The organism is Paenibacillus sp. FSL M7-0802, from assembly GCF_038004945.1.
Taxonomy (GTDB): domain Bacteria; phylum Bacillota; class Bacilli; order Paenibacillales; family Paenibacillaceae; genus Paenibacillus; species Paenibacillus polymyxa_B.
Window position 1 is genome coordinate 950,641 of sequence record NZ_JBBOSD010000001.1, and the last position, 19,449, is coordinate 970,089.

18 protein-coding genes are annotated in these 19,449 nt (G+C 44.4%); 7 read left to right on the plus strand and 11 right to left on the minus strand.

Annotated elements, in window-relative coordinates:
* Nucleotides 1-804: 804 nt before the first annotated feature.
* From MHB54_RS04850 to MHB54_RS04885, 8 genes are all read right to left on the minus strand, one after another.
* Nucleotides 805-2,136 carry a helix-turn-helix domain-containing protein gene (locus MHB54_RS04850; protein WP_340982133.1) on the minus strand — a complete coding sequence of 444 codons (1,332 nt, stop codon included), beginning with the start codon at nt 2,134-2,136 and terminating at the stop codon, nt 805-807.
* 222 nt (nt 2,137-2,358) lie between these two features.
* Nucleotides 2,359-2,814 (minus strand): GNAT family N-acetyltransferase, encoded by a 456-nt coding sequence (locus MHB54_RS04855; protein ID WP_340981445.1) that lies wholly within the window; start codon nt 2,812-2,814, stop codon nt 2,359-2,361.
* 81 nt (nt 2,815-2,895) lie between these two features.
* Nucleotides 2,896-3,570: a VOC family protein gene (locus MHB54_RS04860; RefSeq protein ID WP_340981446.1), complete on the minus strand. Its 675-nt coding sequence runs from the start codon at nt 3,568-3,570 to the stop codon at nt 2,896-2,898.
* Between the two features lie 94 nt (nt 3,571-3,664).
* Complete coding sequence (locus MHB54_RS04865) at nt 3,665-4,189, minus strand: hypothetical protein (RefSeq protein ID WP_338533423.1); 525 nt, start codon at nt 4,187-4,189, stop codon at nt 3,665-3,667.
* 53 nt (nt 4,190-4,242) lie between these two features.
* The gene (locus tag MHB54_RS04870) at nt 4,243-5,418 is read right to left on the minus strand and encodes an MFS transporter (RefSeq protein ID WP_340981448.1); all 1,176 of its coding nucleotides are present in this window, start codon (nt 5,416-5,418) and stop codon (nt 4,243-4,245) included.
* A 76-nt stretch (nt 5,419-5,494) separates the two neighbouring features.
* On the minus strand, nt 5,495-5,806 hold the full coding sequence (locus tag MHB54_RS04875) for an ArsR/SmtB family transcription factor (protein ID WP_023987858.1): 312 nt from the start codon (nt 5,804-5,806) through the stop codon (nt 5,495-5,497).
* A 130-nt stretch (nt 5,807-5,936) separates the two neighbouring features.
* Nucleotides 5,937-7,985: an iron ABC transporter permease gene (locus MHB54_RS04880; protein WP_340981449.1), complete on the minus strand. Its 2,049-nt coding sequence runs from the start codon at nt 7,983-7,985 to the stop codon at nt 5,937-5,939.
* The gene (locus MHB54_RS04885; RefSeq protein WP_053325061.1) at nt 7,982-8,977 is read right to left on the minus strand and encodes an ABC transporter substrate-binding protein; all 996 of its coding nucleotides are present in this window, start codon (nt 8,975-8,977) and stop codon (nt 7,982-7,984) included. Before MHB54_RS04885 ends, MHB54_RS04880 begins: the two co-directional genes overlap by 4 nt.
* 168 nt (nt 8,978-9,145) lie before the next feature.
* Here MHB54_RS04885 and infC point away from each other — a divergent pair, with 168 nt between their 5' ends.
* The 3 genes from infC to MHB54_RS04900 all read left to right on the plus strand — a co-directional run bounded on the left by infC (nt 9,146) and on the right by MHB54_RS04900 (nt 11,475).
* On the plus strand, nt 9,146-9,661 hold the full coding sequence (gene infC, locus MHB54_RS04890; RefSeq protein WP_279831471.1) for a translation initiation factor IF-3: 516 nt from the start codon (nt 9,146-9,148) through the stop codon (nt 9,659-9,661).
* 60 nt (nt 9,662-9,721) lie between these two features.
* A complete protein-coding gene (locus tag MHB54_RS04895) occupies nt 9,722-10,492 on the plus strand; it encodes an ANT(4')-I family aminoglycoside nucleotidyltransferase (RefSeq protein ID WP_340958469.1) in 771 nt (256 codons plus the stop codon).
* A gap of 434 nt (nt 10,493-10,926) precedes the next feature.
* Nucleotides 10,927-11,475 carry a hypothetical protein gene (locus MHB54_RS04900; protein ID WP_023987852.1) on the plus strand — a complete coding sequence of 183 codons (549 nt, stop codon included), beginning with the start codon at nt 10,927-10,929 and terminating at the stop codon, nt 11,473-11,475.
* A 107-nt stretch (nt 11,476-11,582) separates the two neighbouring features.
* Here the strand turns inward: MHB54_RS04900 and MHB54_RS04905 are convergent, their stop codons facing one another.
* Nucleotides 11,583-11,966, minus strand: a complete 384-nt coding sequence (locus MHB54_RS04905) for a DUF423 domain-containing protein (RefSeq protein ID WP_340981450.1) — start codon at nt 11,964-11,966, stop codon at nt 11,583-11,585.
* Nucleotides 11,967-12,185: 219 nt separating this feature from the next.
* On the opposite strand from MHB54_RS04905, the gene MHB54_RS04910 reads away from it, so the two are divergent.
* From MHB54_RS04910 to MHB54_RS04920, 3 genes are all read left to right on the plus strand, one after another.
* Nucleotides 12,186-12,659 (plus strand): hypothetical protein, encoded by a 474-nt coding sequence (locus MHB54_RS04910; RefSeq protein WP_023987849.1) that lies wholly within the window; start codon nt 12,186-12,188, stop codon nt 12,657-12,659.
* A gap of 32 nt (nt 12,660-12,691) precedes the next feature.
* Nucleotides 12,692-13,543 (plus strand): DegV family protein, encoded by an 852-nt coding sequence (locus MHB54_RS04915; protein ID WP_068940141.1) that lies wholly within the window; start codon nt 12,692-12,694, stop codon nt 13,541-13,543.
* Nucleotides 13,544-13,700: 157 nt separating this feature from the next.
* Entirely contained in the window at nt 13,701-15,329 is a 1,629-nt protein-coding gene (locus MHB54_RS04920; protein ID WP_340981451.1) for an S-layer homology domain-containing protein, read from the plus strand.
* 69 nt (nt 15,330-15,398) lie between these two features.
* Here MHB54_RS04920 and MHB54_RS04925 read toward each other — a convergent pair whose 3' ends face one another.
* Nucleotides 15,399-16,988 (minus strand): amidohydrolase, encoded by a 1,590-nt coding sequence (locus tag MHB54_RS04925; RefSeq protein WP_023987846.1) that lies wholly within the window; start codon nt 16,986-16,988, stop codon nt 15,399-15,401.
* A 45-nt stretch (nt 16,989-17,033) separates the two neighbouring features.
* The gene (locus MHB54_RS04930; protein WP_023987845.1) at nt 17,034-17,732 is read right to left on the minus strand and encodes a 4'-phosphopantetheinyl transferase family protein; all 699 of its coding nucleotides are present in this window, start codon (nt 17,730-17,732) and stop codon (nt 17,034-17,036) included.
* A 227-nt stretch (nt 17,733-17,959) separates the two neighbouring features.
* Between MHB54_RS04930 and MHB54_RS04935 the strand changes: the two genes are divergently transcribed.
* Complete coding sequence (locus MHB54_RS04935) at nt 17,960-19,426, plus strand: RICIN domain-containing protein (protein WP_023987844.1); 1,467 nt, start codon at nt 17,960-17,962, stop codon at nt 19,424-19,426.
* Nucleotides 19,427-19,449: the final 23 nt, after the last annotated feature.

Genomic DNA, 19,449 nt, shown 5'->3' on the forward strand with positions numbered 1-19,449 from the left:
GAGTAGATGTGTTCAAATTCCATTATAATTTATCTGTAGATTGGTCTTAAAATTGATATGTAAAGCTGACCAACTACCGTCTACAATTTGCGTATGGTATCAAGTCGAAAAATAGGCTGAGTCAGGGAGTGGAAGTGCTATGCCCATATTTGTGGAAATTGAATGGTAATTTGATTTTAACCACCTCCGGGGTATTTAGAAGCATAAATCAGCGTCCATTAAATAACTATACGGTGTAAATAGATGTGCTGGAGGAAATTGTAGAAATTAAAGAGATGTTTTGGGTGTAAATCCCCCCCTCATTTTATCTAAATAATAATATATGGATATTAAAAACAAAGAAACCTAGACATATTATCTAGGCTGCAACAGTGTACGAGTGTACACATATGAATTTAGAGTCTGTTCATTTCAGTCAGTTATGAGATTTTAATAAAATGAGCCAGTACATATCAGTAAATTGAAAATAGCTATGAAAGCTTTATTTATCCAGATATTTTTATGCAGCAATTGCAGTACTGTGGACATCCGTGGAGCCATAAAATATTTAGGGTTTATTCATGTATAGTAAAATAATATTAAAATAAGTCATATAAAAAGAGCTAGACGGATAATCCCACCTAACTACTTGATAATAGTTGATTTTCTATGCTCTACTGTAATCATGAACTTGCGACATTTTATTCTCACATTCCTCCATGTTGCCCTGTAGGCTCATAAGTAGACCCTTTGTCTTGGTGCTGAAGAAGGGGAACCGCTACTACTACTAGTATAAAACTGGTAACTAAAAAAGATAGAATTACTTTACGTTTCATCATTATCCACCTCATTAATTAAATTTCTATATGCTGTCTTCGTCTCAGATGCTGCACATTCCTGATAGAACTCATATAGCTTTACACACTTAATTATATACGACTTATTATTGATTAATGTAGATTTTCCCAAACAATTTAACAAAAAAGTAAATCCATCCACAAAATTATTTTTGTTAAAGTAGTAAACCGCTAATTCATGTGTGAAATGAACATAACGTTCTATAACTAATTGTTGGTTGTACGTACCTACACACTCAGGTTTATCCAGCAAAACTAAAATTTCTGTTTGAAATTGATTTAGTATATTATCAACATTTAAATGATATCGATTAGCAGCTTCAAGTATGTTATCTAATCCGGAAAGTAACTCTTCTTTCCTTGAAGAAAAAAATGTTACATAATCAGCCAAAACACCAATTTCACCAGCATGAAGTTTATTTACATAAGTATTGGCTTTAGACCATTCTTCATATTGCCTTTTCCACTTCAAAGTAGTTTCATCTGAATCTTTCACCCAACTTAAGTCACCATATTTGTACGTATGCTGAAGTGCCTTCTCATAATCTTTATGAGCCTCACAAACTTCTGCACGAAGTAAATGAGAAAATGCCCAATAAGCAAACAGAGGAAAACTTGGTTTCTTTGAATTTTCTTTTTTCACATGATGCCGCTGTTGTTCCAGTTTGTATTGAATTTTAGCTTTGTCTCCCAAAGCTTTAGCGAACAATTCTACTTTGTCCCATTTACGTAACGAACGGTATGTATTCGCCAAATCTTTTAACGCTTCTAACTGATCTATCTCATCTAGTCGTTCAACATATATTTCAAATTGAACTGCCGCCTCATAATTTTTTTCTTGATTGTCTCCTTGCCTCGTATGGAACAAGCGGTACTGACACATAGCGAGGCGTTCTGAGTATTGTTTTTTCTCACTTACAGCTACATTTTCATAAAGTATGGCTGCCGCTTGGTACATCTTTTCATGAAATAATTCTTCAGCAAGCTCAAATAAGGATTCTGAATAGCCCAACTTATCCATCAATAGATTGACCACATCATGAATGCAGTCCAGTTTGTTTAATTTCGCACAATTATGTATAAAAGGACTCATTCGACGCCAATTCGGATTAGCCTCTGTTAAATACTCAGACACATACCGTTCGTAGTAATAGCCAACGGGATGCCCCATCGCTTTTGTAATTCGGTCTAGCTGATCCACTGAAAGAGTGCGGTTCCCATTAATAATACTGCTCATGGTGCCCGGATTCATTTCGGCTTCTCTAGCTAAATCACTTAATATTAAATCATTATCTTTCATATATTTTGTTATCTCTGTGAGTATCGTGGTTGTTGTGTTGTACAAAGTAACCACCCCTTATCAGGAACTTAGTAGGATATCAACTTATTAAAAAAGGACTATTGCAATCCAATGATTGTATAGCCTTTCCGCAATTTATTGTACCATCTTTTGGCACAATATCATATACCTTTCAGAACCTTACTTAAGATACCTTTGAAGGGTTTGCAAAGAAATTAAGCTCTATAAATCCTGAGACATACGAATCATATCTCTACACTGTATGCCATTCTCATAAATTTCTTCTAGATAGTTGTGTCTGACAAAGAAATCTAGATCTACACCAACAATTCTGAACCCACATTTTTGGTAGAGAGCTAACTGCCCAATGCTAGAGTTTCCTGTGCCCATTTCCATCGTTTTATAACCTTGTGTCTTGGCTGTTTCAATTGCATGTGTTACTAATTGTCTGCCTATTCCTTTACCATGCATATCTTCTGATACTGCTATATTCACTAACTCAACTGTTTCAGGTCTTGTAGGTAAAAGAACATAGACTCCAACAATATGTTGGTCCATCTCTGCTACAAAACACTGCCCTCTTTTTAAGTATTCCTCAACAAGTTGGTGCGAAGGATCAGCTAGTAACAAGAGCTCTATTGGATATTTTTCATTTGAATTAAGTAGTCTAATTTTCATATATTCTCTCCTGTATGTATTATGATCCCCGGATTTCCCCTTATCGTAAGCTTTATTCCAGAAATCCGGGGAAGCCCTAAATCAGTTTGATCTCAATTCATACAAACCATTGTGAAGCGAAAGACTAGCAGAGCATGGAGCTTCGAACAAGACTCTGGTGTTAAATACGGCCGGAAGCCTATCATCAGGAAACCAAGGCCGTTGCTTGTCTATGACTATAAATGATCCTTCTACATCCCCTAGCGGCGCGAATTTCTGTCCAGCCCCTCCCCATGAATGAAGTTGGAACGTTTCGGCGATTATCCTAGATACTTCGGAGACATCATCGACAGGAAGACCGATCTCGCTTATACGAAGTAGAGAGTGGGGCCCGAAAGCTTCAGTGACTGCGTTGTTGAGTGTATGGTGAGCGATAAACTCGACAAGGTTATGATCCGGATCATAGAAGTAAAGCGCTGTTGCATTCCAGTTTTCGAAAAAAAACTCATCTTCTCGGGGTCTTGAAATCAATGAAATCCCACGGTCGATTATCCACTGTTTTGCTTCTATGAATTTATTCGTTGGAATCGTAACCGCAATATGATAAAATTCATTTTCCATGTGGGAGGATTCCTGAAAAGCAAGAACCGATTCCCCTACTTGAAAAGACAACCGCGAAGGGTTTTCCTCCACAACCTGCAAATCTAAGAGAGAGCCGTAAAAAGCTTTTATCGCTTCGAAACTGTGGGTGCCTAAAAGCACTTCTTTTAATTTCAATGCATTGGTCCTCCCCATAAATAATATTGAAACCCATTTTCCGTCGTATCCAGATCAGCATTTTATCTCAGACTGTATGAGGCCATTACATTGGTTATTGATTATCCTTTAAATCGCTTAGAAGTTTGGCATTCACATCTAACGCCGCAAATTGAAGTAGTATATCCTGTTCATCCAGAGCTTTACTTTTCGCCATTTTGAGATAAAGCTTGGGCTGGTCCCGAAATGCTCTTGCACTCCCAATCGAGTATGCCTTCTGGAGATATTCATGAGCTAATACAGGCTTGCTCTGATGAAGAAGTGTTTCCGCCATCTGGATATAAGGTTCGGCATGTATAATCCGGTACCCTGAACCTTCCAAATCTAAAATCTCCTCATTTAAAAGCTCTACTGATCGCTGAGTATGCCCGTTATAATTGAGAATTTGAACGTATTGATGTAGGGTTACCCCTGTGATGCCCCATGTATGCTTAGGTTCGGGTATTAGATCCCAGGCCTTCTGTGCTTTTTCCTCGGCCAAGTTGCTATCTAATGGGAGTATATGAGCTGCTTCCTCACCAAGAGCCCAAATTTCCTCTTCCAATTGAGCCTCCAGATCGTGATACATTCGAATATTCATCTATTCCTCCCAATTAGATAATGTAGAGTACTCTTCTAATGTCTCTCCATATTTTAACGCACGTTGACTTCCGTTGCATTCGAATTGAACAATTTTATTTTTATAATCATAGATAAAAACGCTAGCAGTGCAAACATCAGTCCGCTCCAGATGAGCTGGTGTATTCCCAAGTGAGAGATAAACCAGCCGCCTATAGCAGCTCCCATCGTAATACCTAGATTAGAAAATGAGACAAACAGACTATTACCAAACTCTGGAGCTTCTTTCGCTTCAGTAGTTAACCATGTTTGACTAATAATTAGCCCCCCGGAATGCACGGCCCCCCAAATGAGCACAACCACAATCATTGGTAGGAAAGATGCCCCCAGAGCATAAGTGAATACGTAAATGACCATATATAGCAATGGGAACATGATGACGGTCTTAATCAGATTTTTATGTAATAATCCTCCAAATAAAAAGTTTCCAAAAATCATGACGATTCCAAAGACCATCAACATCATACTGATCCATGACCCGTTCATAAGAGTTACTTCTCCAAGATATTCGGCAAAGTAGCTATACACCGAAAACATAGCTGCAAAGATAAAAATAACAGTCACAATGTTGAACCACAATTGAGGTTTGCGTAATATACCAAGCTGTTTGCCATAAGACATCTTTTCCTGAACTGGCAGGGAAGGAAGCCATACGAGTATTCCTACAAATGCAATCATGCTTACGACAGCACCAAATAAGAAAGCAGCTTCTAACGATATCTTTTCGGCAAGATAAGAAGTCAAAGGCACGCCAAAAGCAAATCCTACTGTAATTCCAGCGAAAACCTTGGTGACCGCTTTACTACTCTTTTCAGGGGGGACAAGATGAGATGCAGTCACGAGAGCGACCGAAAAAAAGACAGGATGAAAAATAGCAGGAAGAACACGAAAAATGAGCATGACCTCAAAATGAGTGGTATAGGCATAGACTATATTGGAAATGACAAAACTGAATACAGCGGTTAATAGAATGACTTTACGATTCATGCCGGAAACGAGTAAGGTCAAGAACGGACCTGAAATGGCAACAACTAAAGAAAAAATACTGACGAGCCAACCAGCCTGGGCAGCTGATACATTGAATTTTTGAGTTACTTGGGGGAGAACACCTATAATCCCCATTTCCGTTGTAATAATGCCGAATACGCCTAAAGCCAGAATGATAATAAGTAACGGGTTAACCTTTTTCATTTTAAGTATAAGCCTCCAATTTAATTATATATATAGATTTGTAGATATGTTATGTAAAAAAAAACCTCCTTTCTGTTTATAGTTCCTTTTGAACGTACTCGGCAAATTCCCGGATTGTTTTTTCATTCCGACGATAGTACGTCCACTTCCCAATACGCTCAGACTCTAACAAACCGGATTTTTGCATCGTTAATAAATAACTTGAAATCACAGACTGCGCAAGTCCCGCTTTAGCCTGAATATCTCCCACACATACACCAATTTGAAAATTAAGCCCTTGTTTTAGATAAGCCTGTTCATCAAAAAACTCTTCTGGTTTTTTTAACCACAGCATAATTAGACGACGAGTTTCGTTTGACAATGCTTTATAAATCAATGACGGTTCCATATAAAACATTATATCTATTTTATTAGATTTGTAAATATAAAGCCCAATGACTACGTAGAAGAATTAATAATAAAGGCTGCTTCCCCACAGAAAATCCGCTGGGAAACAGCCTGTTTGTGTACATATTCAACTACACTGACTTACTCTTATTGGAGCGATACATCAAGTACAGGAAATACGGTGCACCGATCAGTGCGATCAGCAATCCAGAAGGAATTTCGGTCGGCGCAAGCACTGTCCGGCCAATCGTATCAGCCAGCACCAGCATTACCGCTCCCAAGATGCTCGACAGAACAATGGAGCGGCGTACATGGTGCCCAATCAACGTACGCACGATATGCGGGGCAATCAGCCCGATGAAGCCAACTGTACCCACACAGGCCACCGCTCCGCCCGCCAGCAGCACACCCACTGTCATGGCCAGCAGCCGGGTGCGGCGCACCGGAAGTCCCAGTCCCATGGCGCTGCTATCGTCAAATACCAAAAGATCGAAGCGGCGAGCTAGCCACCAGGCTATTGGCAACAACACGAGCAGAAAAGCCAGAATCGTCGCCACCTGCCCCCAGTTTCGAGCGTAGGTACTACCCGTCAGCCAAATATAGCCTGTGCTGCCCCAAAGCGAACCTTGGATAATCAGTATCTGAATGCCAGCTGCTCCGATCGCTGATACGGCAATCCCAAGTAGGATGACCACAGACGGGTTTAGGTGCTTGTTCCATGATAAAAAGAAGATCACCGCCGCCGAAACCGTCGCTCCGGCAATCGCCGCGATGGGCAGCATATAAACAGGCAGCCCAGGCCAAACGATAATTACTGCAAGCGCGCCGAAACCAGCCCCTGAAGAAACACCAATGATCGAGGCATCCGCTAAGGGATTACGAACGGCTAATTGGATCAAGACACCGCTGACCGCAAGAGCGATACCAGCCCCGGCTGCCACCAGCGTGCGCGGAATTCTAAACTGCAGCAAGGCCGAATTTGCGTTCTCACCGCCGAACAGGCCGGACAGCAAATCGCCGACCGGAATTCGCATTCCTCCAAACATCAGGCTGAATACGGTCAACAGCACGGCACCGCACCCAAGCAACATGACCAGCCTGCCATACGGTAATTTCCGAGAGCGCACACCTATGTTCATTGAAGATTGTCCACTAATACCAGAAGGTAGCTTCATCTTCCACAGAATCAGCCAAATTAACCAAGGAGCACCGATCAAGGCCATCATTGCTCCGGTCGGCAGATCCATGCTTGATTGGTGGACCATTTTCGCCAGCACGTCAGCGCCCGTCAACAGCAATGCCCCCCAGAGGAAGGAACCGGGCAGCACCCAACGATGCATTTTTAGACCGCTTAAGCGAACCAAATGCGGAGCTACCAAACCCACAAAACCAATGGGTCCAATGACGCTGACTGTAATGGTCGATAGCAGGACAGCCAATACAATTCCCACCGCCCGGGTCAAGCTAACCTTTTGTCCGAGCGACGTGGATGTGGACTCATCCAGATCCAGGACATCAAACTGTCTTGACAGCAGAACGGCAATGACCGAGAGTCCTACGACCCATGGCCAGGCGTAAGTCGTCCCGCTCCAATCGTTTTGCACAAGCGAGCCAGAACCCCAGAGAAACAATCCCTGCGTTTCAAATGAATAAAAGATATGCAAAGCTCCGGTAAACGAACCGAGAACCATGGATACAATCAAGCCGGCAAGCGCCAACCGAATCGGACTTCCAGCTCGTCCCCCGCCCATGAAGTAAGCCAGCACCGCTGCAAGCAGGCCGCCGACAGCGGCAAATAGAAACGGCGCCTGATGCAGCAATCCGGGAAACATCACCGCGCCAAGGACGACCACAAAGTAGGCACCGGCGTTAATTCCTAGTGTATCAGAAGCCGCCAGCGGATTTTTGGTGATGGCCTGGAGCAGAGCACCGGCGATGGCCAGCGCACCACCTGCTAGGATTCCGATGACCGTACGCGGCATTCGGAGATCCCACACCATGTTATGATCGAGCGTATTCTGACGCTGGGTCAACGCCTCAATTACTGTATGCAGCGGGATTGAAGCCTCTCCATAACACAAGCTTACAAAAAAAAGCACGATGAGGACGATCAATCCGCCCCCAAAAATGCTTCCTACACGCCAAGTCTTCGATAAACCCGTTGTGCCTGTTCGGGTCATTTCGTCAGAGCTCCGACTACTTGATCAACCAGCACTTTAGATGAGATTGGGCCGCCGAACGTCCATGTTGTACCGTCCAGTGGGTAGGTCCGTTTTTCTTTGACAAAGTTCAGTCCGTTCCATACCGAGTTGTTCTTCATCGCGGCTCCAAATACATCGTCCGTCTTTTGCGTAATATAGATAAAATTGCTGTCCTGCACAGCTGGAAGAGCTTCAATGCCAACGGTGCTAAACCCATATTTCTCAGTCTTGTCCGACTTCCAGTCGTTCACCATGCCGATTTTCGCAAGCGTTCCCACTACAACCGAATTTTCTTTGAACATTCGCAGACTGGCAGCATTTTGAGCTGTAAAGGCTTGTGTCAGCGCATAGTGAAAGTCTGCTTTGCCTGCCTTCTCCAATGTAGCCTTTGCATCTATATAGTGCTGGTCAAGTTCGCTTAGGACCTTATCAGCCTGTTCCGTTTTTCCGGTAGCCACAGCGACTTGCTTGAAAATTTCGACCATACGGTCGTAATCATAGCCGTTCCCCTTGTAAGGATCGAATTCTATCGTCGGTGCAATCCCCTTAAGCTGTGCATAGATCGCTGCATTGTTATCGGCGTTAGAGATAATAAGATCTGGCTTGAGCGCCGCAATCGCTTCTAGATTCGGTTCGCCCCGTGTGCCGATATCAGTTACGGTATCAGCCAGCTTTGCCTCCGGTGTTACCCACAGCTTGTAGTTTTCATTGTCCGCATTGCCGACAGGCTGTACGCCAAGTGCAATGAGGTCCTCGGTAAACGTCCATTCGAGTACAACGACACGTTCCGCTGGCTTGTCCAGCTTGACTTCCCCGTGGTCGTCCTTAACCGTAACCGGACCAGCCGTAGTAGATGTCTGCTCAGACCCAGCAGTACCTTCCGTCTTCGAGCTATCCCCAGCTGCACCGCAGCCCGCCAATACAATAGTAAATACTACAAATAACAATAGGCTATTCAACATCTTTTTCATTTCTCTCAATCACCCCTGTATGTATATTGCATTGGAAAATGATAATCATTATCAGTAAAAGAGTATAGGGCTTAGTGACTTTTGTCAATACGGATAGATCTAAAATTGAATCGCAAACGGGTTCCGTATATGATAGCTTTATCATTGTTTAAGGGAGGCTACATTTACGTGGCAGTATTAATCAACGAGCAAATTAAAGCTGACGAAGTGGTACTCACTGGACTCGCAGGGGAGAAGCTCGGCGTTGTCTCGAAGTCAGAAGCCTTGGCTATGGCCCGATCCAAAGGGGTGGACCTGGTCTGCACCTCACTGATGAGCAGTCCACCGCCCTGTAGCTTGGTCGCAAAGGGCAAAGGAAAAGCGCTTGCGCAAAAAGAAGCCGCAGCAAGCAAAACGAATGTCGGCCGAACCGCAAAAAACAGTGGCAAAGAAAAGGTCAAGGAGCTTCGCTTCACTGCTCATATTGAGGAGCATGATTACGACACGAAGCTGCGTCAGGCAGACAAACATCTGCGTTCCGGCAAACCGGTGCAGTTGGTCGTTAAAGCGTCTGGTGCAAAAGAAGCACCTTTCGCCAAAGCTGTACTAGAGCGGCTACTAGTCGATCTGAAGGAAGCCGGAGTGAAGGATACTGGAATCCAGACGGGCGGCAAGGGCTCACAAGTGAAATTAAACCCTCGCTGAATGGCAAATCCGTAAATTGGACAAGTCACTTAGACCGTAGGAAATAGAGGGTGATCACTAATGGACATGAATGGACCTGTCAACATTTCTCGAAGTGAGAGACTTCAGACTTGCCACGAAATAGCTGCGAGGTTACATGAAGTATACAGAGACAAAATTCTGGCTATAGGGATCTATGGATCTGTTGCCAAAGGTACTGACGGCCCTTTCTCGGACATTGAAATGTTTTGTGTACTAAGTGAACCAAACGGCCCCGTAGAATTTAGCCATGAATGGTCGGCGGGGCCCTGGAAAGCTGAGGTGAACGTCTGTAGTTCAGACATTCTTCTTAAAATTGCCTCTACTGTTGAGGGCGATTGGCCATTGACACATGGACCCTTCTTTTCCCCACTTCGTCTGTATGATCCTAAAAACTTTTTTTCTATATTAAAGGAAGCTGCCGAATCCCCAACAAAGGAAGATTTCAGGCATGCCATCAACGAAGTGCTTGTAGGTGAAATGTACGAGTTTATAGGAAAGCTTAGAAATGTCCGTGTAAATGGCCCTCATACCTACTTGCCGTACTTGGTAATGCAGTTTGCCCAATATGGGGCTATGTTAGTTGGGTTGCACAATCAGAAGCTTTTCTCAACGGGTTCAATGGTTCTACCGGAGGCCCTGGAACTGCCGAGTCGTCCAGAAGGATTTGATCATGTAGTTAAGTTGGTGATGTCCGGAGATTTAGCTGAACCAGCGAAGATCATTTCAGCCTGTGAAGATTTCTGGAGTGGTCTTGTGAGTTGGGCAGTCGAACATGACTACCTTATTCGATCACAACGAATCCCGTTTTGATCGAAATAAAATTTACTTTAATTGCGATTACTATAATATATCATGTTTTTGATATGCCCCATCCCCCTTTCGTTAAGGGGGATTTTACTTTTCTTCTGGATGGATGATACTGCTTCGTTATATTTTCCCACTGTAACATGTTTAAAATTTAAACTACTTGATTTCACCCCCTACCTCCTTTATTCTCTGTATATGTAACTCTGGCTTTGCTTATCTATATCTAGTGCTCACATACTGACCTCATTCGTGTACACATGCAAAAATGTACAATTCCGGTGTACTCCATTAAAATTTTACACATAGGGCTTTATATAGATTTTATTTTTGTTAATATCCAACAACAGGGCCTTAGGCACTATGATAGATTACGTTTTAATGATATATTGATAGGTACTATAAAAGACTAATTACCCATGGCTTGGGCTGGAGGATGTATGAAAAAGGAATCAAATCAAGACGAAACCAGTTATTTATTTAATGTAGATGTATTAGTTAAAGGCCGTTCGAACGTAGAGGCCCTTCAGTTCCTGCTTAATCTCTTGAGCCAAAACGAACACATTGCGGATAGCCGGATTCAATCCGGTATTGAACTTGGGAATTTAATCGAAGCTGCACTGTATCTAAAAAAACAGTCAGCCAGTAATAACCCGTCTGACGCAGCTGCTACGCTTGCGGAAAAGTTCTCCAAAAAGAAGTCAGCCGCAGTTACGAACAAGCCGCCAGTCGTTCAAGAGATCAAACAATCCCACGTACAGCCAAAGCCTGCAACACAACAAGAACTTAGTACGTATGAATGGATCAAACGCTATATACAAGATAATACGCTTGTACGGTTAATCGTGAACCGCTATGGCGGACAGCGTAGCATCCCTTGCCGCATCCTCAATCTGGATCATGATAATAGCCTGCTGAGTGTGTATCATGTAGATGAGAAGCAAGTGTACTCCTTTAAAATGAATGAGATCGATGAAATCACATCGTAAATGTAAATACTTCATAAAAAAACGAAGCAAAAAAAAGAGAACGGGCAGGAAAAACATGACGTCTTTCTTGCCCCTTCTCTTTTTTTTTGCATTATCCGAAAAGAACTCTAATCCTCTTTCTTCAGACCCATGGCAGCCCATGCCAACAATATCCATCCTGCAATAAAACACACGCCTCCTAAGGGGGTGATAGCCCCCAGCACACGGATTCCGGTCAAACTTAGCACATACAAGCTGCCGGAAAACAAAATGATACCCGTTAATAACAGACGCGCTGCCCATCTCAAACGGTTGGAAGAACCCCACTGTCCAGCAGCCAACGCAATGATCAGCAAACCGACAGCGTGAATCATATGATATTTCACACCTGTTTCATACACGGCCAAAGCATCCGCGTCGATCCGGGCTTTCACAATATGTGCCCCGAACGCTCCAATGGCTACCGCCAACATCATCATTATAGATCCCATAAATATCCATTTTCGTTGCATGTTTGTGTACTCCTTTTCATCTCATCCTTTTAACCGAATGTTCTTCTTATTTTATCGAAACCGTATGAAGTTTACCAGCCAGCGTGTGTGAACAGACCGCATACAGAATTGGATGATTAGACCCTGTCTTTTGAAGGGTAATGTGTAGGGTGGCTTGCTTTTTTGTTTATTTTGTGGAAAATTAGTACCTGTTCGGACTATGTTCAAGGAGTTGAAAAAATGAGTACCCAAGATCCTAATTTGCAAAAGCCTGCTGCGCCTGAGGAGCACCCTGTTTTTTCAGAAACTCCTGTGTTCCAGCCTCCGGTCAAGCTCAAACATTCCGGTCCCGGAATTGCTTCTTTTATTATGTCGCTTGTCAGCCTGATCGGATATATTATTCTGGCTATTATGGTTATTAATCTGCTGGCTCATTTCGGCCAATACCAAACGATGAACCCGGAAGTCGCTCTGCAGCAAACCGGAACGGTACTGCTTCCTTTTATTTTTTTAGGCAGCCTGTTGCTGAATTGTAGCGGACTTGTGGTCGGTATCATTGGAATTGCGTTAAAAAACCGTAAGAAAACCTTTGCTATTACAGGCTTAATCATTAATGCACTTATTATTGTGGGCTTTATTGCACTTCTTGCCATCGGTCTTTCCGTTCCGAATAGCACAGCGGATATCTATCCTTCCTCCGTGCAATCTTTATAATTTTTCTGCATCACACAGAGAGGATTCAATGTATGAACAAAATTAAAATTTTTGCCGACAGTACCAGTGATATTCCTGCTCACTGGCGTCAACAGTACGAAATTAGTATTGTGCCATTGTATACAGTATTTGGTGATGAGGCATTGCAGGATGGTGTAAACATTCACCCAGAACAATTATTTCAACGTGTAAGCCGCGAGGGACATTTACCGCGTACCGCCGCACCTTCTCCGTCGGATTTTATTCAAGCCTTTGCGCCCTACATAGAACAAGGGGACGACATTTTATATATCAGTCTGTCTTCCGAACTATCATCGACGTACCAGAATGCGCTACTCGCTGCCTCCGAATTTCCGGAAGGTCGCATTACGGTTTTTGATTCCTTGAATTTGTCGTGCGGCTTTGGCCTGCTTGTGATGAAAGCTGCTCGTGCGGCAACCAACGGCAATACGATAGAGCAGATTGTAGACATGTTGACAAAAACCAGGCCGTTAATAGACACGGAATTTGTCATTGATACACTTGAATACCTGTATAAAGGCGGAAGATGCTCAGGCATGCAAAACCTGATTGGCAGTCTGCTCAAAATTCGTCCGGTGATCAAAGTGATTGACGGAAAAATGACGCCTGCCTACAAAGTCCGCGGCAAACGTGAAAAAGCACTGGATCAGATGCTGCAAAACGCTCTGAATCAACGAGATCAGATGGATAACGATATCATTATTGTCGTGCACGCTTTGGCCGAGGAAGATGCGCTGATGTTGCAAGCTCGCTTGAAAGAAGAAACGAACGCACAAGAGGTACTGCTAACTACAGCAGGCTGTGTCATTTCCAGTCATTGTGGTCCACAGACTATCGGTATTATGTATGCCAAAAAAGCATAGTTTATCCAATATCAAACCCGTTGCCGCATAGGTAGCGGGTTTTTTGGTGTTTTTCCAGCAATTTAGCAATGAATAACTTTCCTCTTTTTGATAGTATTATTCGTCGAGTAACGATATATGAATCTACAATCTATCATAAAAAAGAAGGTTATTTGGTATGAGTTCCAAACGATCACGTTGGTTAACCAGGCTCACCCTTTCAGCAACTGCAGCCATCACAATATTCACAACATTCACTTCATACTTAGCTGCTCCAGCAGCAGCATCATCCGGCGCTACGTTCCAAGATATTGCACACAGCTATGCCTATCAGTCTATTATTTCCCTGCACGCTAAAGGAATTTTGAACGGTACACAACCTGGTTACTTCTCTCCTAAAAAGGCTGTTACCAGAGCCGAATGGGTTACCGCACTGGACCGTACACTCGGTCTGGAGCCTGTACAAGCAGCCGTTTCCTCCTACCGAGATGTTGCCCAAAAGACGTGGTACTATGGATGGATTGAAGCGGCTTCTCAACTCAATATCGTTCAGGGGGGAACGTCTGCCACATTCCAACCTAATAGTCCTATAACCCGTCAAGAAGCGGCCTTGATGATCGCACGTCTCATCCGTTCTTCGGGCGGATCAGGAAATGCTACTTCCTCCTTCACAGATACTGGGGAAATTGCAGATTGGGCTCTTGATGCGGTAACCACCGTAAATCGTTACGGCTTTATGAAAGGTGAAAGTAACTATTTTCGTCCAGCATCCTCTCTAACCCGCGAAGAAACAGCGGCATTGCTGGAGCGTCTGCTAACGTATTCAACAAAGCATGCTAACCAAACTGCTTCCACGGCTTCTTCCATCCGACTAGGCTGGCAATATGATCAAACCGTTCAGCAGTTTGAAAATACGGTGCTCCAATCCAACATCAACACCCTGTCACCACGTTGGTTTTTTCTAAATGAAACAGGTAGTATAAGCGACTATACTAATTCGTCGCTGCTCACCTGGGCCAAACAGCATCATAAAAATATCTGGGCTATGGTAGGCAACCGTTCCAATCTGGTGCTGACGCACCAAATTCTATCCAGTGAGGTTCTACGGAATAAAACTATAACTCAGCTTGCCAATGCCGTATCTGTATACGGTTTGAACGGACTTGTCATTGATTTTGAAAATGTAGATGGTCAGGATCGTGCCAATTTAACATTGTTCGTCCAACAATTAAAAGCTAAGTTGAAGAGTCAGAATACGGTACTGGCGATTTGTGTATCTCCTGATTATGGAACGGACTGGACTGCCGCCTTTGATTATAAACAGCTTGGCGCTGCGGCAGACTATCTGATCCTGATGGGATATGACGAGCATTGGGGAGGTAGCTCGATCCCCGGCTCTGTGTCCTCATTGCCATGGCTCCGTGAAAGCGTGCGGCGTTTCGTACAAACCACCTATCCGGAGAAAGCGATCTTGGCGTTGCCATTATTTACACGGAACTGGACTCTTAATGCTAGCGGACATTCAATCGCTTCCTCTGATATATCACTAGATCAGCAAAACCAGCTAGTATCCCGTTCCGTTTCCAAACCAATCTGGAATGAGGATATTCAGCAGTATACCGTGTCTTACAAAGACACACAGCTTCATAAGCTTTGGCTTGAGGAAGGACGATCCTTCACTCGTAAGTATCGCTTGGGGCAGGATGCTGGGTTTGCTGGCTTCGCCTACTGGTATCCGGGCGGAGCCAGCTCTGATCTGTGGTCCAGTGTGACAAACGCAGACCGATTCATACAGCGTGGTTTATAAAATAAAAAGCCTTCAACTTCACGTAAAAAGTGAAGTTGAAGGCTTTTTGCATACGTACTTAGCACCAGCCTATGACCGATATGCAACTTTCCCGTTTACAACTGTCATTCGTACCTTAACATCAAGTAAAGCTTGCGGGCTTTCCGATACATCACGGTCAATGACTGTAAAGTCAGCGGCTTTCCCTTCAGCTATCGCCCCTCTTTCATCAGCTTCCCCGGCTGCTACTGCGCTTCCTGTGGTAAACAGACGAATGGCTTCATGTACATCCAGCTTTTCAGCGGGAAGATAGCCCTCATGCATTTCTTCCGGCTTGGCGCGAGTCACTGCCGCATGAATACCAAGAAAAGGGTTTAACGGCTCAATCGGCGCGTCACTACCTCCAGCACATGGAATGCCTGCTTCCAGCAGTTTTTTCCAGGCATATAAATATTCAGTCCGTTCTTTCCCAACCCGATCCAGTACCCAAGGGAAGTCACTTGCGACAAAACGGGGCTGGATGTCCGCAATCAGCGGCAGCTTCGCCATTCTCTTGACCAAACCCCTCCTAAGCACCTGTCCATGGATCAGGCGATCTGGCAAACCGCTTTCCTCCGTGAGCACATGGGCCTCCATCGCTGTCAAAATCATGTGCGCTGCCCCATCCCCTATAGCATGTACAGCCACTGGAAAGCCTGCGGCCCTGGCAGCTGCCACCATCTGATTCAGCTCTGGCTGCGGTTGAATCGCCATTCCGCGGGTATGTGGAGCATCACTATAAGGTTCTGATAATAATGCCGTTCTTCCACCAATAGCGCCATCGGCAAACATTTTAATCGCACCGATTTTAAACCACTCATTTCCGGTACCTGCACGCAGCCCTTGCACTTTCGCTTCTTCCATAAATGGATGATAGATGAGCTGGTGTGTGCGAAAAGCAAGACCTTCTTCCCTCAGCTCCCTGTAAATTCGCTGCATCGTCTCCACACTGCCCAAAAAACGTAAATCTTCCGTGTGCGCAGCAGTTAGACCAAGCCGTAGCGCATCCAGGCAAGCCCGCCGAATCGTATCCTTCTTAACCGAATAATCCGGCTCTGGCTGCACGCTAGTAAAGGCAAAGGATGCTTCCTCATAAATCAATCCGTTCAACCGTCCATCTGCGTCTCGTCCATAGGCTCCCGAAGCCGGGTCAGGGGTGTCCTCGCTAATACCCGCACGCCGAAATGCCTCTGAATTGGCCAAGAACGTATGAAAGCACGTACGAGTGAGATATACCGGATGCTGATCTGTAATGGCATCCAGCTCGGCTATACCTGGAATTTCAACAGGAATAAACGCATTTTCATTCCAGTTAAGTCCTAAAATCCACTCTCCCGGCGGTGTTACAGCGACCCGTTTGCGCAGCATAGCCAGCATCTCTTCCTTGGAGGTAGCTGATGTTAAATCCAGCATAGCCAGCTTCATACCATGCATAGACAAATGCATATGTGAATCAGTTAAGCCTGGCAGTACATAGGCGTCTTCCCAATCCACAGTTTCATATTCCTTACCGGTCAACTGCAATTCAAGCTCCCGAGCATATCCGATGGCTTGTATCCGACCCTGCTGTACAACGATGGAGTCTCCTTTGGAAGCCCAATCCCCATGCAACCGGCCGTGCTTGAACAAAACGAATGTCAACGCCACTCATCTCCTTTTTTCAACTATACGCATATCCACTTCATATTACGCCTGTGTCGCCACTTCCAAGCGTAGTGTATTTATATCTATCTGCTGCACCTGCTGGGCAAATTGGTCATGAGCTGCACAGACAGCCATTTTATAATCCTGATCCAGCTCATACTGCTTAAAATGACAATACTCGGTGGTAAAGCCCTCTGTCGTGAAGCCTATGAACGGTTGTGCCTTCAGCTCGAATGAAAAAGACTTCAACGGTAGAGTTAGTCCCTGCCCCTCGGCCTTCACAAAGCTTTCTTTAAGCGTCCATAGATCGTAAAAATAGGACAATCGGTTGTCTGCGTCCTGACGCATTAACGCATCATACTCTGTGTCTGAAAAGCACACTCTGCCTACCTCAAAATCAATAGGACGGAGCTGTTCAATGTCGATTCCAAGCGGGTGATCATCAATGGCGCATACCACCCATTTTCCCGAGTGAGAAACATTAAAATGGAATGCGGGTGCATTTATCAAGGAAGGCTTACCGAATGCATTGTATGTAAATTGAAGACTAGCATTAGATACCTTCAATTGCCGGCAGGCCAACCATCTTAGCAGCACATCGGCATATAAGCCCCTCAAAGCATCTTCCCGATGTAAAAAACGATCTAACTTGTGCTGCTTTTCCAGCGAAACCCAATTTACCAGTAATTCGTAATGCTCCTCAGCTTCCGGCTTGCTCGTATCAATCGCGTATATTTTCATGGTTGCCTCCTGTATATCTAATGAATATCAGCCAGTTTGTAACACTCACCGTTCGATTGAAGTCTGTTAGATATGGATGGCGTGTGCCGTGTACATGGTCAATATACTACTCTAGCACTTTCAATTCAATATGGATACAATTGGGATAAGCATCTCTATTAAAACTACTTCATAGAGCCCATTAATGAAAGCGCTTTAAAATAACGCATACAGAGGAGGACGAAACAATGAAATATGATTTTGCCCGCTTGCTGTGTATTATGCTCTCTATTTTGCTGACGTTGAGCATTTTTCAGATGTTTTCACCTAAGGTCGCTTCAGCCGCTTCAGCGAATGTTGTGAATGGCATTCAGTTTAAAGATACAGATGGAAACGTGGTCCATGCCCATGGGGGTGGTATGATTAAAGTAGATGGTTACTATTATTGGTTTGGTGAAAATCGTAATCCCAACGGCACATTCAAGGCGGTATCCGCCTACCGTTCCTCTGATTTAAAAAACTGGGAGTTTCGTAAAAACGTACTGACCAGCAGCTCCGCTGTAGAGCTGAATGTTTCGAATATTGAACGTCCGAAAGTGATTTACAATGAAAAAACACGTAAATACGTATTATGGATGCATAAGGAGAATGGGGTTAATTACAACGAGGCCCGAGTGGCTGTCGCTTCTTCCGATACCGTGGACGGCGATTACACGTATCAGGGCAGCTTCCGTCCTCTGGATCACGATTCGCGCGATATGACCGTATACAACGATAACGGTACAGCTTACCTCATTTCGGCTACCCGGGTAAACGCGGATCTGAACATCTATCGTCTGACACCGGATTTTCTGCAAGTTGAATCGCTGGTGACTACACTTTGGCCAGGACAATATCGTGAAGCTCCGGCGATGTTCAAAAAAGGAGACGTCTACTTCCTGATTACATCCGGGGCAACCGGCTGGAATCCCAATCAAGCCAAGTATGCTACCGCATCCAGCATTGAAGGAACCTGGAGTAATACGATAAACTTCGGGGACGGTACGACATATGGTTCACAGTCGGCTTACGTGATTCCTGTTGAAGGTGCCCAGACAACTTCATACCTGTATTTGGGCGACCGTTGGGCGGGTGCGTGGAGCGGTCCTGTGCAGGATTCTCAATATGTATGGCTGCCACTGCGTTTTCCAACAGCGACTTCATTAGCCATGGATTGGTTCGACAGCATTAATATTGACACCGCCAGTGGTGCGGTCGAGGGGATAACAACGCCAATTGCCATTGATCCGGATGCCTATTATCAGCTAGTGAATCGCAAGAGCAATAAGCCACTAAGCATTATTGGCAATGCAACGACGGACGGTGCAGACCTGGAGCAGCGTGCAAATTCCGGAGCAGCAAACCAGCAATGGCAGCTCAAGGATGCAGGCAGCGGATATTATAAAATTGTGAACCGCAACAGCGGAAAGCTAATTGGTGTTGAAAGCGGTACCACAACAGACGGTACAGTTATTGAGCAGTGGAGTGACGGAGGCTGGTCCAGTCAGCATTGGCAATTAGTATCCGTAACCGGTGGTTATTACAAGCTGAAAAATCGGGCAACCGGCAAGCTGATCGATATTTCTGAAGGCGCCACCGCCGATGGAGCCAAAGCCATTCAATGGGGCGATAATGGTGGAACGAATCAGCATTTCCGTGTAGTTAAGGTAGAATAGCTCAAGTTATTTTCAAAAGGAGC